Raw genomic sequence first — 13,385 nt, 5'->3', positions numbered from 1 at the left:
AATTGACATAAGGAGCAGCAGATGGCCAATGAATCGATAGCCATGCCTTCTGTTACTTCGACGCTGACTCAACATGGCGGCCCCCAGGCCGCCATGGCTGTTTCTCCACCCACATCCAGCGGAGAGGAACTGGCCGAACAGACAAGTGTCGAGCCGACAGCCAAGACACCACAGGCACAGGCCAAGGTGTCAGAGCCGCGTATGGACAAGGCCTATATGGAAAAACAGGCCCAAGAATTGCAAGAAAGATTGGACAATTTGAGCAAGTTGAAGGGGTGGACCATCAATTTCAGTCTGGTCCCCGAATTTGACCAGCCGGTGATCAAGGTGATAGATGCGGAGACCAAGCAGGTTATCCGTCAGATCCCGAGCGAGGAAATGCTCTTGATAAGCAAAAGGTTGCAATCCATGGATCAGGCGAATGGCAATGGCTCCGGTCTCTCCGGACTGCTGTTCGATGGTCAGGTGTGACCCAATTTTAAGTCGATAGACAGGAGGATGTATGGCAATTACCTCTGCGGGGGCGGGATCCGGGCTCGATCTTGAAAGTGTGATCTCGGCGAGTGTGGCAGCGAAAAAAGCCCAGTTGCAACAACCGATCGTCACCAAACAAAACAGCACCCAGATCACCTTGTCTGGCATAGGTCAGCTGAAATCCTCCATCTCTGCCTTCACCGACATCCTCGACAAGCTGAGTGCCCCCGGTGCTTTCAACAAACGCGCCATCAACATCACCCAGAGCAAAGACGACCCCATATTGAAGGTGGAGAGCAAGTCTGGCGCCTCCAATGGGCAATACAACATCATCGTCAATAAGTTGGCGGAAACGAGTCGTCAGGAAGGCATTTTCGATAGTTCCACCACCTCCCTGGTCACCCAGGATGGGCAGCTGACCTTCAAGGCTGGCGACAAGACATTCAAGGTGGATGTGAAAGCGGGCGATACCCTGCAAGACATTCGCAAGAGCATCAACAGCAACGGCGACAATTTCGGCCTCAGCGCCAACATAGTCAACACGGCGGATGGCAAGGCCAAGCTGGTGATCGATTCCGGCATCTCGGGCGATGGCAAGGACTTGACCATCACCGGGGATACCGCGGAGCTCGCCATCTTCGAGTCGGGGGGCGGTGTGATGAGTCAGACCCGGGCTGCCAGCAGTGCAGAGATTTCCGTGGATGGCAATGTCCTCAAGAGCGACACCAATACCTTTGATGACTCTATCCAGGACCTCAAGGTGACGGTGCTGCGGGTGTCGGATAAAGACAGTGCGGGGGATCTCAAGGCAAACAAGGTCGATATCACGACCGACAAGACCTCTATCCAGGAGCTTGTCCAGCAGTTCGTGGATGGCTACAACACCCTGCAAGACAAGATGAATACCCTGGGCAAACGCAACACCTTCGTGGGTGGCGTGAAACAGGACGATGGCGGAGCCCTGGCCGGTGACTCAACCACAAGAGCCATCGAATCATTCATGAGCAATCTGCTGGTCAGCCCTTCCCAGAACAGCGGCACCTACTCCACCATCTTCGAGGTCGGTATCAAGATGGACAACAAGGGCAAGCTGTCCCTCGACAAGACGAAGTTTGGCGAAGCCGTCGACAAGAACTTCGATCAGGTTGTGGCGCTGTTTGGTGGAGAGAAGGGCCTGGCGGGCACCTTGAATACCGGCTTGAAAGAATATACCAAGAGCGGTGGCATGCTGGCACAACGAGAAGATGTCTTGAACTCGGATTTGCGTGCTCTTACCCAGAAAACCGCAACGGCCAGTGCACAATTGGCAAAATATGAAGCCTCACTGCGTGCCCAATATGGCAGCCTGGATGCCTTGCTGGTCAAGATGAACAACTCGGCCTCTGCATTGTCCACTCTGCAGACGAATTATCAGAAATCTTGATAGATCGAGAGTATTGAAATATGTACAAGCGCAATATCAAAGCCTATACAGCAGGCAACCTCGCAGCCGATCTGGCCACGGCGGATCCTCACCGTGTCATTCAACTGATGATGCAGGGGTGCCTGGAACGTCTGGCACAAGCCAAGGGGGCCATCGAGCGCCAGGACATGGAAGCAAAATCGGTGGCCATCTCCAAGGCACAAGGGTTGCTGCATGGTTTGCAGGATGCACTGGATATGAGTCAGGGGGCCATGGCAGAAGATCTTTATGGGCTTTACGCCTATATGGACGAACGTATCTGGGATGCCAGTCTGGCACGGGATATCGCCCCTCTCGAAGAGGTCATGGGACTGATGCTGACCATCAAATCCGGTTGGGACCAATTGCCCGAGGCTGAAAAACAGCAGGGCTATCAGATGAGACAAAAGTTGGGTGAACTGTGAGAGTCACTCTCACCGAGCTCGATGGCGCACTGCGGGAAAATACCCGCTTGATGGACGCACTATTGCAGCAGCAGCAATATGATGAGGCCCTGCTCTGCATGGATGAGCGGCTGGCGCTGATAGGTCGTCTGGTGCAGCTTGCTCAAGATGAACCTGAGCAACAACAGGCTGTTGCAGCCTTGGCTGGCGAACTGTCAATTTATGAAGAGAGCACGAAAGCCCTAGCAGCCAGCCATCATCACGCCATTTTTGAGCAGCTGACCCACGTTGGGAAAGCCAGCAGGGCCGGGCAAGCGTATCGTGCAAACAGCAAGGAGTTCTGATGCCAGGCAATATTGATGCAGCCCTGATAAAAGCGGAACAGGATGCACTGCGACTTCAGCAGCAAGCAGAGCAGGAAGCTGCCATGAAGGTGGCGTTGCCCCTTCGCTTTGCACAAAATATGGCGGCGTTTCGCCAATATATTCCCCATATCGCCGACATGTATGAGGACTATCAGCCCGCTCGTCCATTCAAGTTCTTCTGCAGTGAAAACGGTCAACCCAATCTGGCATGGCTGGATGATGATGTCGCCGTGTACGGTGCCGAGCCTTATCTCATCTGTGAGACGCTGGTGAAGGAGTTCATGGAGAAGGGGGGATTGTCCAGATTCTCCTTCAGCCAGGAGGCCAATCCCCTCGGCTTCATGCATGTCGAGTACCTCAACAAGCTCAATGCCTATCTTGACGACATTTCCGAGCGGGAAGAGAGGCTGGGTCAGGTGCCCCATGAGGTGCCGAGCGCCCTGATCTTCGGGGTGGGTCTGGGTTATCACCTCGGTTATCTCTATGAAAGATGCAAGATTGGTACTCTCTTCCTGTTTGAACCGGACCTGGATCTCTTCTACGCGTCCCTGTTCTGCTTCGACTGGGCGCCATTGCTGACTTACCTGTATCAGGAGAATCTGGGGCTGCACATTCTGCTGGGTCAGGATGAAGAAACCATCGTCAAGGATTTTGCTTCGGCCATTCACAGCCGTGGCTCTTTCCTGATCGCCAACGCTTTCATCATGTGGGGCTATCAGAACGACAAGATCAAGAAACTGATCGAGAAGGTGCAGCAGGAATATTACCTGCTGGTGATGGGATGGGGTTTCTTCGACGACAACCTGATCGCCCTGTCCCACACCATCAACAATATCGAGCGCGGGGTTCCGTTCCTGCAAAAAGATCGACGGGTCTCTCCCCAGTATCAGCGTACCCCGGTTTTCATTGTCGCCAACGGCCCCTCGCTGGACGAATCCATTGCTGTCATCGAGCGCAACAAGGACAAGGCCGTCATCATCTCCTGTGGCAGTGCCATATCGGCGTTGCACAGGGTGGGGATCAAGCCGGATATCCACGTCGAGACCGAGCGCACCAAGATTGTCTACGACTTCCTGGTGAATCTGGAAGACCCCGAATATCTGCGTGACGTACTGTTCCTGAGTACGGACGTCATCCATCCCGACTGTGCCACACTGTTCAACCGCTCGGCACTTGGGTTCAAGTTCAGTGAACCTGGAGGGGCTCTTTATCAGAACTTCTTCTATCAACTGGATCCTCGTGCTGTGCTTGGTGGGGTCAATCCTCTGGTAGGCAACATCGGCATCAGTGCCCCCGTCCACCTGGGCTTCAAGCAGCTCTACTTGTTCGGTCTGGACAATGGTTACAAGCACAAGGGGCACCACCACTCCAGGCTCAGCTCCTACTACAACGACGAAGAGAACGCGGGTGCTCTGGGGGAGATGATGTATGGCGACAGCCTATGGCAGCGGGAAGGCAACTTTGGCGGCACCGTCATCAGCAATGCCATGTTTGATACCTCCCGCCGCGTGATGGAGCAGGTCTTGGCAAACAATGACGAGGTACGCTGCTTCAACTGCAGCGATGGGGCCAGGATTGCCAATACCAGGGCCTTGCCAAGCGGTGAGATAAGCCTCTCCCAGCCTGTCAACAAGGCCGCCCTGCTCGATGAGATTGCTGCGCTCTGTACCCCTATCCCCTTGTCCAAGGACGATTTCTCGTCACTGCTCGACGTCGAGTTCTTCAATATCTTCGTCGACAAGATGATGGATGAGTGGCGTCAACCCTTATCCTCCCGAAATGAGCTGAACCAGCTGATGCTGCGCAACTTTGGCTATCTCGCCCAGATAGCCGCCACGCGCCAGCAGCATATCTCCCAGACCATGGTGGGATCGATGAACTATGTGTTCACCCTGTTGAGCTCCATTCTCTACTCCTTTGAGGGGGAAGAGGAGACGCTAGCCCTGATGAAGCCCGCCATCGAACTCTGGCTGGAGTTTCTGGGGAAGGTGAGGGAGATGTATCCCAGGGCGCTCGACAGCGTAGACATGATCGATAACGAAGTGATGGCACTGTTTAGAAAGAAAACCGTGAAAAGCTGACTGGACGCGCGGGAGTGCCGCGAGATGAGCTGATGCCGTTCCCGGAGCCAGAAGTGAAGCAGCAAAATACCGACCCTGAGGTCGGTATTTTTTTATCTTGCAGGGTAAGGGTTTTGCGCCGCTAGCAGCCTCGCATCTTTGCGCAGGATCTGCACCGAGATCAGCGCATCTGGCTCCAGGTCGGCGCCGCCATCGTGATGTTGCACATGTTCAAACAGGCGATGGTAGCCCGGGTGCCAGCCAAACAGCTCTGCGTAATTCATCTTGTAGCTGAAGAGATTGGCGTGATGCTGATAGTCGTTACGATAGTGTCCGGCCGGCGGATTGAAATCCAGTATGGTCATGAGGCCCCGATCAGCCAGCAGGGCATCACTGCCGGCGGCAATCTTGAACAGATCCTGGGGGTCGCACAGATAGAGGCAGAAGCCGAAGATGATGAGATCGACCGGCTCTATCTCGGGCAGGCAGTCGGCCGTCCCCACGGTGAGCTGCAACCCTGGATAGCGGGAGAGCCCATCCTGGATGGCGCTGGCGGACGGATCCACCCCATAGCAGCGGGCGCCGTAGTGCTCGGCCAGCTGCGCCAGCCGCCAGCCGTTGGCACAGCCTATCTCCAGGATCCTGGCAGGTCTGCTGCCCAGATATTCCAGCGCCTTGAAGATGGGATCATTTGCCAGAGATTTATCGAGGATGGCGGCCTTGTTGCGCTTATACCACTCATTCCCTTCGTGGTCCATGAAGACGTTTTTCTGATGCATATGCCCTTCCATTATTTAAAAACGTCGTTGTTTACCGGCGTGTTTGCCAATATAGGTTGAGTAACAGTTTTTCCTATCACATCAGGAAGATATTTGGGGGCCAATCCAAAGCCAGGACGTACACTGCGCACCGCATCTGCCGTGATGGTTTCTCCCACCTGCAGGTCTTTGACAAAATAGAGAGAGCGCCGAAATTTTACATTTCCCACTTCGCTGGATTTTCGGCTGTAATCCACTTGACCCAGTGCAGACCATGCTGTTCTGGCACTAATACATAGTTGCTTTAATTCTGTCGGCTCCAGCGAAAAACTATCGTCAGGACCACCACCATTGCGATCCAGAGTAAAATGTTTCTCAATGACCGATGCTCCCAAGGCAACACTGGCAATAGCTGTTGTATTGTCGAGCGTATGATCGGATAACCCAGTCACTAATCCGAAGCGCTGCTGCATATCTAGCAAGGTGCGCAAGTTGTAATCTTCAGCCGGAGCAGGATAACCACTGACACAGTGAAGTATGGCTAATTCTTTGCAGCCACCAGTTCTCGCCGCCTCAATCGCATCTTCAATTTCTTCCGCGTTTGCCATGCCCGTCGATATGATCATGGGTTTGCCTGTGCTTGCGACATAGCGGATCAATGGTAGGTCAATTGCTTCAAAAGACGCAATCTTGTAGGCAGGCGCATTGAGCTCTTCTAGGAGATCTACCGCGGTGGTGTCAAAAGGAGAGCTGAAAATTGTGATACCGATTTTACGGGCATGCTGAAATAAGGGAGCATGCCATTCCCAAGGTAGCTGAGCCTCTTGGTAAAGTTGATAAAGATTCTTACCGCGCCAAAGCCCTTCATGGATTTGAAATTCTGGGGTATTGCTGTTAAGAGTAATGGTGTCTGCTGTATAAGTCTGTAATTTTATAGCGCTAGCACCAGCATGCTTAGCCTCTGTAATTAAGCGGAATGCATTATTTAGCTTGCCATTATGGTTAGCAGACATTTCTGCTATCACATATGGAGGAAAATCAGCACCAATGCCAACATCATTAATAAATATTCTTGGTTTCATATGCTATCTGCTCCTGAATGCTATTATTCTTTCTAGTTGAGCAGTTCTATTGCATTCCCATTGGGTTTTTAAAATAGCCAGTCTATGAACATTGATAAACTCTCCATTAGTAAAGCGCTGATCCTTAAAAACCCCCTCAGTTTCAAAGCCAAACTTGTGGTGTAAAGTAATTACAGGGCGATTAAACTCTAATACCTCACAGTATAGTTTGTGTAAGCCAAGCGTAATGAATGCTAGGTCGAGCATCAGAAACTCCATCTTAGCTCCAGATCCTCTCGGTGCTGAAGGTGATGTGTAAAATGCCCAGGCTGAATTTTTATTACTCAAGTCTATATTGTTAAATGATGTTATGCCACATGGCAGCCCTTCATATTCATACATATAATATCTTTGGTCTTGACGGAGTTTAGTCCTCTCCCACCAAGAATAATGCTCTTCACGCGATATAATATGCTGAGTGTACATATTACTTCTTACTTTTTGCTCGTTACGCCAAGCGAGCATTATATCAAGTTCATTTTCTCTAACATTTCGTAATACACCAAGAGAATCCATGGCAAAATTCCCAATTAAGTAGACATTATTTTGTCTGAAACTAACCAGACTCCTAAACCATCTGTAATACTACTGGCACAACTTGTCATTACAGTGCTAGTTCCTGGTGCTGTAATAAACTCATTAACCCAATGTGTAATATTTTTTTCCATATTTTTTTCTTGCATACACACAGCCGCTCCAGCCGACATTAAATTGTGCGCTGCTTCTTGTTGGTTGTCTGCAATTATCATCATCAATGTAGGTAAACCGAGACAGCATCGCTCCCAAGATGTACTACCCGCAGCACCGATCGCCAAGTCACTACTCGCCATAAGTTGCGCCATATTGTTAGCATTAACCAGTACTTCGGTTGGCCAGTGTAGAGTTGCAGCGAGATCTTCAATCTGTGTTAGCCATGGGGCCTTTGGTCCCATTACTACAAGGATCCGACAATCGTCAGGCAAGGGGGCACAGCGTAATGCATTCAACACTTGGCTAGTTACATTAAGCTTGTCGACACCCCCCATAGTGATCAGAACCTGTTTTAACACCGGACGCTGGCGCCGCTTTAGAGAGTATTCTCGTAATTCAGCAAATTCTGGGCGAAGCAATGCATAGCGTGGGCCGATCAGGAGTTGGCAACCGGGTGGGACATGTTTTCGGTAGTCATCGAGCTGTCGGCCCAGATTCTGATCGAGCAGCAGATCGCAATCGTGAGGACGATCCGCAAGGTCATCGATCACCATGATTCGACCGACATAATTACGGAGCCTGCTTTCCCAGTGGGCGTCGAGAGCGTAGTGGTCGACAATCAACCATGCTGGACACAGCTCGGCCAGAATTACATGGGTTTGTGCAGCATCCAGCATCTTGCTGCATCCAAGCCAGCTCGCATGTGCAGGTGAAGATATGTCCGCAGAGCCTTGGTCTGGCTCGGCGACTGTGTCAAGCAGATGGCAGTGGTGCCCACGGGTACGGATAAGCTCAGCCAGGTGTCCTGGATGCGCACGGCAGATAAACCAGCACTTAGCCCCTTTCTCACTCAATGCATCGGCTAGGGTCAGACAGCGCATTACATGGCCTGAACCGATCTCCAGCGATGCATCGGTACGAAAAACAATCCGCTGGCCGTCTAGCCTCATGCTATCCGATGCTGTGCATCGAGTCTGCGGCATATCTGGTTGCACTCAGCGCACCTTGAATACCGGCTGGATAGGCTCGCCATCCAGGGCCTGATGGATGGCCTTACTCGCGTCCAGACGGATAAGTTCCGGCAGGACTTCTGCATAGACGGCCAGCAGGGTTCGAATGTCCTCTTCACTATGGGCAAGATTGAGGTTGTGGCTGCCAAGGCTGAGAATGCCACGCTTGCACAGCTCCTGCATTAAATAGCTCTTTAACTGCCAGCTTGTGTGGTTGGTTGAATCACCTGTCAGTAAGAAACACCAACTGGGGTGGCCGGCGCTTTGCAGCCAGCCTGGGGCATCCAGCTTTTGCAACAGGGCGTTGAGCCCATCGAGCAGTTGCTGGCCCCGCTCGGCCAGGCGAGTGGGCACGTCGAGCCGGCGCATCTTCTTGATGACGGCGTTGGCCGCCGCCAGGGCGATGGCATCGCCGCCGAAGGTGCCGGAGAAGAAGATGTCCTCCATGCGGCGCATGTACTGGCGGCGACCCACCACGGCGGAGATAGGGAAGCCGTTGGCCATCCCCTTGCCGAAGGCGGCCAGATCCGGGGTCACCCCGAACAGGGTCTGGGCGCCTCCTAAATGATTTCTAAAACCTGTGATGGTCTCATCGAAGATGAGCAGGGCGCCGTGCTCGTCGCACAGCTGGCGCAGGCCGGGCAGGAACTCAGGGGCGGGCCAGGCGACGTTCATGGGTTCCAGGATCACGGCGGCAAACTCGCCGGGATGGGCTTCCAGCTGGGCCTTGAGGGAGGCCAGATTGTTGTAGTCGAAGCGATGGGTCAGCTCGCGTACGCACTCGGGCACCCCCAGGTGGCGGGTGGTGGAGCCTATGTACCAGTCCTGCCAGCCGTGATAGCCGCAGACCGCGACCCGCTCTCGCCCTGTGACGGCGCGAGAGAGGCGGATGCAGGCGGAGGTGGCATCGGTGCCGTTCTTGCCAAAGCGCACCATCTCGGCGCAGGGAATCAGCTCGATCAGCTGTTCCGCCACCTCGGTTTCCAGCCGATGGGGAAGGGAGAAGATGGAGCCCAGGTTGAGCTGCTCCAGCACGGCCTGGTTCACATCCGGATCGCAATAGCCGAGGCTGATGGCCAGCAGGCCGCTGGCAAAGTCGAGATACTCGTTGCCATCCACGTCCCACACTCTGGCGCCCTGGCCGCGCTCGATAAAGAGCGGGGCGGCGCCGTAGGGGAAGCAGAGGCGGCTCTTGGAGAAGGTCTGGGACCCTAAGGGAATGCTCTGCTCGGCCCGGGCTGAGAGGGTCAGTGAATGCTGATAACGTGAGGTCATGAGTGGTTCTCCTTGGCCAGCGATCGCGCCAGCCCCTCATTGCGTTGATGTTGAGTGTTCAGGGTCGCCAACTGCGGCTCACGGGCCAGCAGGGCGAGAATGTCGTCGGTGGCAAAGGCCGGGTTTGACGGGTAGAGCCGCTGATATATCTGCTCGACCAGGGCGAAGTCGGCGGGCTCGTCCACCGTCCAGCGCAGGTGGGCCAGGCTGGGAGTGTGGCTAAGTGTTCCTATCTTGAACTGATCCGCATGTTGGCGGATGTAGTAGGTGACGTGCTCGCGCTGGGTCGGGGTGTGGGCGCACTCGGCCAGCAGATCCAGGGTGGCGGCGCTCATGATCTCCGCGTCCAGCCCATCCGGGTAGCTGGGATCCCAGCAGTTGCTGCTGTAGTCGTAGCCGCCGGCCAGATGCAGCTCGATCAGCTCGTCGATGAGGGCGGGATCCGCGAGGGGGCAGTCGCCGGTGAGCCTGACAATCTGGCTGGGGCCAAAGGGTTGCGCCGCCAGATGAAAGCGTTGCAGCACATCGTCCAGGGGGCCGCGAAAACAGGGAACATCCAGTTCTGCGCAGAGCGCCGCTATGGCCAGATCGTCGGCCTGGTCACTGGTGGCGACCACCAGCTGATCCAGCCTGGTCGAGCGTTGGAGTCGCTCTATCTGGCGGGCGAGCATGGGGGCGCCGAGCAGAGGCTTGAGCACCTTGCCAGGCAGCCGGCTGGAGCCGGCTCTGGCCTGCAGGATCCCGAGGATCATGATGTTCTCCACAAGGCTGGGTTGATGAGGGTCGGCTCGTCACAGGCGAGGGCAGCTAGGTCGTCGTCATGGCACGGATGCAGATGGGCATAAGCCGAGGCTATGGCCGCCAGCTCGTGGGCATGACAGACCCCCACCACGAAGCGGCTCACCTGGGGCAGGGCCGGGATCAGGGAGAGCGCCTTGTGGAGGGGGGAGAGGTGGGGATGCCACCCATCCAGCCGCGCGAGCAGTTCACCGAAGGCGTCAAAATAAACGGGACGAAGGGCCGGCTGCATCAATAACAGGCCTTGCAGGAAGAGGGATCGCACATGGATTTCACAGCCCATGGCCTGCAACCGGTCGAGCCAGCCCGAGCGCAGGAAGCGTTGATCGAGCAGGTTGGCGGGGAGCTGCACCAGCTCCAGGGGATAACCCTGCGCCAGCCAGAGTGCCAGCTCCTCGGGGGAGTAGACGGAGACCCCCACCTTGCCTACCTTGCCCTGATGCTGAAGATCCGCCAAATGCTCGAACAGGGCAGGGCTGGCATCCTGACTGCGGTGCAGCAGCAAGCCCTCGACGCTGGGGCGAGCCAGTCGTTGCAGACTGGACTCCAAAGAGGAGGCTAGGTTCGCGGCGTCGATGTTCGGTGACAGCTTGGTGATGACCTGAAAGTCGGCGGTGTTGCAAAGCCCTAGTCTTGCCTCGGCCTTGCCGTAGGCCTGGGCTGTGTCCAGGGTATCCATCCCCAGCTTGCGGGCCAGAGTCAGGATGGCGTCGAGTTCGCCATCCGGTACCTGGCCCGAATGGTTGCTGATGCCGTAATCGAGGCCGAACTGGACAGTGCCTAGGGCTAGGCGCATAGCACCGACTCCAGGGCTTCGACAACCTTGTCCTGCTCGGCGGATGAGAGGGCAGGGAACAGAGGAAGGCTGATGGCTTGCCGGTAATAGGCCTGGGCGCCGGGGTAATCGGCGGGATCATGGCCCAGACCACGGTAATAAGGCTGGGCCGGAATGGGCATGTAGTGGACGTTGACGCCGATGCCGGCCTCCCTCAGCTTTGCAAACACCCGGTCCCGGTCGTGAACCCGGATCACATAGAGGTGATAGCCACTGAGGCAGTCATCCATCTGGTTCAGGGGCTGCACCGGCAGCCGAGTCAACAGCTCGTCGTAGCGGGCGGCCAACTGCCGACGCCTGTCGATGAACTGCGGCAGGCGAGCGAGCTGGCTTAACCCCAGGGCCGCCTGGATGTCGGTCAGGCGGTAGTTGAAGCCGAGCACCTGCTGCTCGTAGTACCAGCCACCCGGACTGGCGACCCTCAGTTGCTCTGGATCCCGTGTGATGCCATGACTGCGATAGAGGCGAAGCCTGGCGGCCAGCTCGGCACTGCGGGTAGTCACCGCGCCCCCTTCCCCCGTGGTGATGGGTTTCACGGGGTGGAAGCTGAAGACGGTCATGTCGCTGTAGGCACAGCTGCCGATGGGGTCTCCCTGATAGCTGGCCCCCAGGGCATGGCAGGCATCCTCAATGAGGTGAACGCCATATTGCCGGCACAGGGCGCCAATCTCGGCAAGATCGCAGGGCTGGCCTGCCAGGTGCACGGCGACCAGGGCCCTGGGCTGACGAGCGCTGCCCTGAACGCTTTGCAGCTTCTCGCGCAGCGCCGTCACGCAGAGGTTGCCGGTATCGGGTTTCACATCGACGAAATCCACCTGGGCGCCGCAATAGCGGGCACAGTTGGCGGAGGCGACGAAACTGATGGCCGAGACCCAGACCCAGTCATCTGCTCCCAGTTCAAGCGCGGCGCAGGCGAGATGCAGGGCCGTGGTTCCGTTGCTGCAGGCGATCACATGAGGGGCATGGCAGTAGTCGACCAGTCCCTGTTCAAAGGCGGGGACCGCCTCGCCCTGTGTCAGATAGTCCGACTTCAGGACGGCAACGACGGCTTCGATATCTTCATCTGTGATGGATTGGCGTCCATAGGGGATCATTCGGCTAGCACCTGCTGGTTCATCGTTTTCAATTCCTCTATCGACAGGAAATGGCGATTATTGAGGGAATTGTATTCGAAGCCGGGCTCGACCAGGGTCGCCTGCTCCCCCAGGGCATTGATCGCGAAGTCATTGTTGCGACTCGTGAAGGTGATGCTGGGGGCGATGACGTAATAGTCATTGAACTCATAGGTATGGTAGGAGTCATCGGCCGGGCACATCACCTCGTGCAGCTTCTCGCCCGGGCGTATGCCGATGATCTCCTGGGGCAGCTCGGGGGCCATGGCGCTGGCGAGATCCGTGATGCGCACGGACGGGATCTTGGGAACGAATACTTCCCCCCCCTTCATGCGGACAAAGTTGGTCAGCACGAATTCCACTCCCTGTTGCAGGGTGAGCCAGAAGCGGGTCATCTCGCCATGGGTGATGGGCAGGCGGCTGGCGCCTTCCTTTATCAACCGGTCGAAGAAGGGCACTACTGAGCCGCGGGATCCTACCACGTTGCCGTAGCGCACCACGGAGAAAATAGTCGGATGCCTGCCCGCCATATTATTGGCGGCCACGAACAGCTTGTCGGAGCAGAGCTTGGTGGCGCCATAGAGGTTGACCGGGTTGGCAGCCTTGTCGGTAGAGAGGGCGATCACCTTCTCGACCCCGTTGTTGAGGGCCGCCTTGATGACATTCTCCGCCCCATAGATATTGGTCTTGATGCACTCCATGGGGTTGTACTCGGCGGCCGGTACCTGCTTGAGGGCGGCGGCATGGACCACGAAGTCCACGCCGTGCATGGCCATGTTGAGTCGCTCGGCATCGCGTACATCGCCGATGAAGTAGCGCATGCAGGGGTGGTTGAAGCGCTGCTGCATCTCGAATTGCTTGAGTTCATCACGGGAATAGACGATCAAACGGCTCGGCGTGTACAGAGAGAGGACAGTCTCGATGAATTTCTTGCCAAAGGAGCCGGTACCCCCGGTGATCAGGATCGTTTTTCCGTTGAACATGTCATAGTCCCGTTATGGAGTGAGTATCTGTCAGAGTGGAAAGCATATTCTATGCCATA

At 55.7% G+C, this 13,385-nt stretch carries 14 protein-coding genes; 5 read left to right on the top strand and 9 right to left on the bottom strand.

What is annotated here, in order from left to right:
* Positions 1 to 21 precede the first annotated feature (21 nt).
* Genes PG898_RS03830 through PG898_RS03810 form a run of 5 tightly spaced genes read left to right on the top strand, consistent with a single transcriptional unit; the run spans position 22 to position 4,765 of the window.
* Positions 22 to 471, top strand: a complete 450-nt coding sequence (locus PG898_RS03830; RefSeq protein WP_253264850.1) for a flagellar protein FlaG — start codon at positions 22 to 24, stop codon at positions 469 to 471.
* Positions 472 to 502: 31 nt separating this feature from the next.
* Positions 503 to 1,897, top strand: coding sequence for a flagellar filament capping protein FliD (fliD, locus tag PG898_RS03825; protein WP_171269069.1), 1,395 nt, complete (start codon positions 503 to 505; stop codon positions 1,895 to 1,897).
* Positions 1,898 to 1,917: 20 nt separating this feature from the next.
* Positions 1,918 to 2,340, top strand: a complete 423-nt coding sequence (gene fliS / locus PG898_RS03820) for a flagellar export chaperone FliS (RefSeq protein WP_171269068.1) — start codon at positions 1,918 to 1,920, stop codon at positions 2,338 to 2,340.
* Positions 2,341 to 2,390: 50 nt separating this feature from the next.
* The gene (locus PG898_RS03815; RefSeq protein ID WP_171269067.1) at positions 2,391 to 2,663 is read left to right on the top strand and encodes a hypothetical protein; all 273 of its coding nucleotides are present in this window, start codon (positions 2,391 to 2,393) and stop codon (positions 2,661 to 2,663) included.
* Positions 2,663 to 4,765 carry a motility associated factor glycosyltransferase family protein gene (locus PG898_RS03810; RefSeq protein ID WP_171269066.1) on the top strand — a complete coding sequence of 701 codons (2,103 nt, stop codon included), beginning with the start codon at positions 2,663 to 2,665 and terminating at the stop codon, positions 4,763 to 4,765. The genes PG898_RS03815 and PG898_RS03810 overlap by 1 nt, the downstream gene beginning before the upstream one ends.
* Before the next feature lie 92 nt (positions 4,766 to 4,857).
* On the opposite strand, the gene PG898_RS03805 is transcribed toward PG898_RS03810, so the two are convergent.
* The 9 genes from PG898_RS03805 to pseB are packed head-to-tail and all read right to left on the bottom strand — an operon-like array spanning position 4,858 to position 13,326.
* Entirely contained in the window at positions 4,858 to 5,523 is a 666-nt protein-coding gene (locus PG898_RS03805) for a class I SAM-dependent methyltransferase (protein WP_171269065.1), read from the bottom strand.
* Positions 5,524 to 5,534: 11 nt separating this feature from the next.
* Entirely contained in the window at positions 5,535 to 6,572 is a 1,038-nt protein-coding gene (pseI, locus tag PG898_RS03800; RefSeq protein ID WP_408750204.1) for a pseudaminic acid synthase, read from the bottom strand.
* A gap of 15 nt (positions 6,573 to 6,587) precedes the next feature.
* Positions 6,588 to 7,139: a UDP-4-amino-4,6-dideoxy-N-acetyl-beta-L-altrosamine N-acetyltransferase gene (gene pseH, locus PG898_RS03795; RefSeq protein WP_171269063.1), complete on the bottom strand. Its 552-nt coding sequence runs from the start codon at positions 7,137 to 7,139 to the stop codon at positions 6,588 to 6,590.
* A gap of 14 nt (positions 7,140 to 7,153) precedes the next feature.
* Positions 7,154 to 8,308, bottom strand: coding sequence for a UDP-2,4-diacetamido-2,4,6-trideoxy-beta-L-altropyranose hydrolase (gene pseG / locus PG898_RS03790; RefSeq protein ID WP_216368058.1), 1,155 nt, complete (start codon positions 8,306 to 8,308; stop codon positions 7,154 to 7,156).
* Positions 8,309 to 9,598, bottom strand: a complete 1,290-nt coding sequence (locus PG898_RS03785) for an aminotransferase class III-fold pyridoxal phosphate-dependent enzyme (RefSeq protein ID WP_171269062.1) — start codon at positions 9,596 to 9,598, stop codon at positions 8,309 to 8,311. It abuts the gene before it with no gap.
* A complete protein-coding gene (locus tag PG898_RS03780) occupies positions 9,595 to 10,350 on the bottom strand; it encodes a cytidylyltransferase domain-containing protein (protein ID WP_171269061.1) in 756 nt (251 codons plus the stop codon). Before PG898_RS03780 ends, PG898_RS03785 begins: the two co-directional genes overlap by 4 nt.
* Positions 10,347 to 11,192, bottom strand: coding sequence for an aldo/keto reductase (locus PG898_RS03775; protein ID WP_171269060.1), 846 nt, complete (start codon positions 11,190 to 11,192; stop codon positions 10,347 to 10,349). Before PG898_RS03775 ends, PG898_RS03780 begins: the two co-directional genes overlap by 4 nt.
* Positions 11,183 to 12,325 (bottom strand): UDP-4-amino-4,6-dideoxy-N-acetyl-beta-L-altrosamine transaminase, encoded by a 1,143-nt coding sequence (pseC, locus tag PG898_RS03770; protein ID WP_171269059.1) that lies wholly within the window; start codon positions 12,323 to 12,325, stop codon positions 11,183 to 11,185. The genes PG898_RS03775 and pseC overlap by 10 nt, the downstream gene beginning before the upstream one ends.
* A complete protein-coding gene (gene pseB / locus PG898_RS03765) occupies positions 12,322 to 13,326 on the bottom strand; it encodes a UDP-N-acetylglucosamine 4,6-dehydratase (inverting) (RefSeq protein WP_171269058.1) in 1,005 nt (334 codons plus the stop codon). Before pseB ends, pseC begins: the two co-directional genes overlap by 4 nt.
* Positions 13,327 to 13,385: the final 59 nt, after the last annotated feature.

The sequence above is a fragment of the Aeromonas sp. QDB31 genome (genome assembly GCF_027707605.1).
Taxonomy (GTDB): domain Bacteria; phylum Pseudomonadota; class Gammaproteobacteria; order Enterobacterales; family Aeromonadaceae; genus Aeromonas; species Aeromonas media.
Note: the sequence above shows the minus strand (reverse complement) of the source record. Positions and strands in the feature narration are given on the sequence as shown.

Coding starts and splice junctions, on each gene's coding strand:
- PG898_RS03830 (WP_253264850.1), top strand. CDS start 22: ATGGCCAATGAATCGATAGCCATGCCTTCTGTTACTTCGACGCTGACT.
- fliD (WP_171269069.1), top strand. CDS start 503: ATGGCAATTACCTCTGCGGGGGCGGGATCCGGGCTCGATCTTGAAAGT.
- fliS (WP_171269068.1), top strand. CDS start 1,918: ATGTACAAGCGCAATATCAAAGCCTATACAGCAGGCAACCTCGCAGCC.
- PG898_RS03815 (WP_171269067.1), top strand. CDS start 2,391: ATGGACGCACTATTGCAGCAGCAGCAATATGATGAGGCCCTGCTCTGC.
- PG898_RS03810 (WP_171269066.1), top strand. CDS start 2,663: ATGCCAGGCAATATTGATGCAGCCCTGATAAAAGCGGAACAGGATGCA.
- PG898_RS03805 (WP_171269065.1), bottom strand. CDS start 5,523: ATGCATCAGAAAAACGTCTTCATGGACCACGAAGGGAATGAGTGGTAT.
- pseH (WP_171269063.1), bottom strand. CDS start 7,139: ATGGATTCTCTTGGTGTATTACGAAATGTTAGAGAAAATGAACTTGAT.
- PG898_RS03785 (WP_171269062.1), bottom strand. CDS start 9,598: ATGACCTCACGTTATCAGCATTCACTGACCCTCTCAGCCCGGGCCGAG.
- PG898_RS03780 (WP_171269061.1), bottom strand. CDS start 10,350: ATGATCCTCGGGATCCTGCAGGCCAGAGCCGGCTCCAGCCGGCTGCCT.
- PG898_RS03775 (WP_171269060.1), bottom strand. CDS start 11,192: ATGCGCCTAGCCCTAGGCACTGTCCAGTTCGGCCTCGATTACGGCATC.
- pseC (WP_171269059.1), bottom strand. CDS start 12,325: ATGATCCCCTATGGACGCCAATCCATCACAGATGAAGATATCGAAGCC.
- pseB (WP_171269058.1), bottom strand. CDS start 13,326: ATGTTCAACGGAAAAACGATCCTGATCACCGGGGGTACCGGCTCCTTT.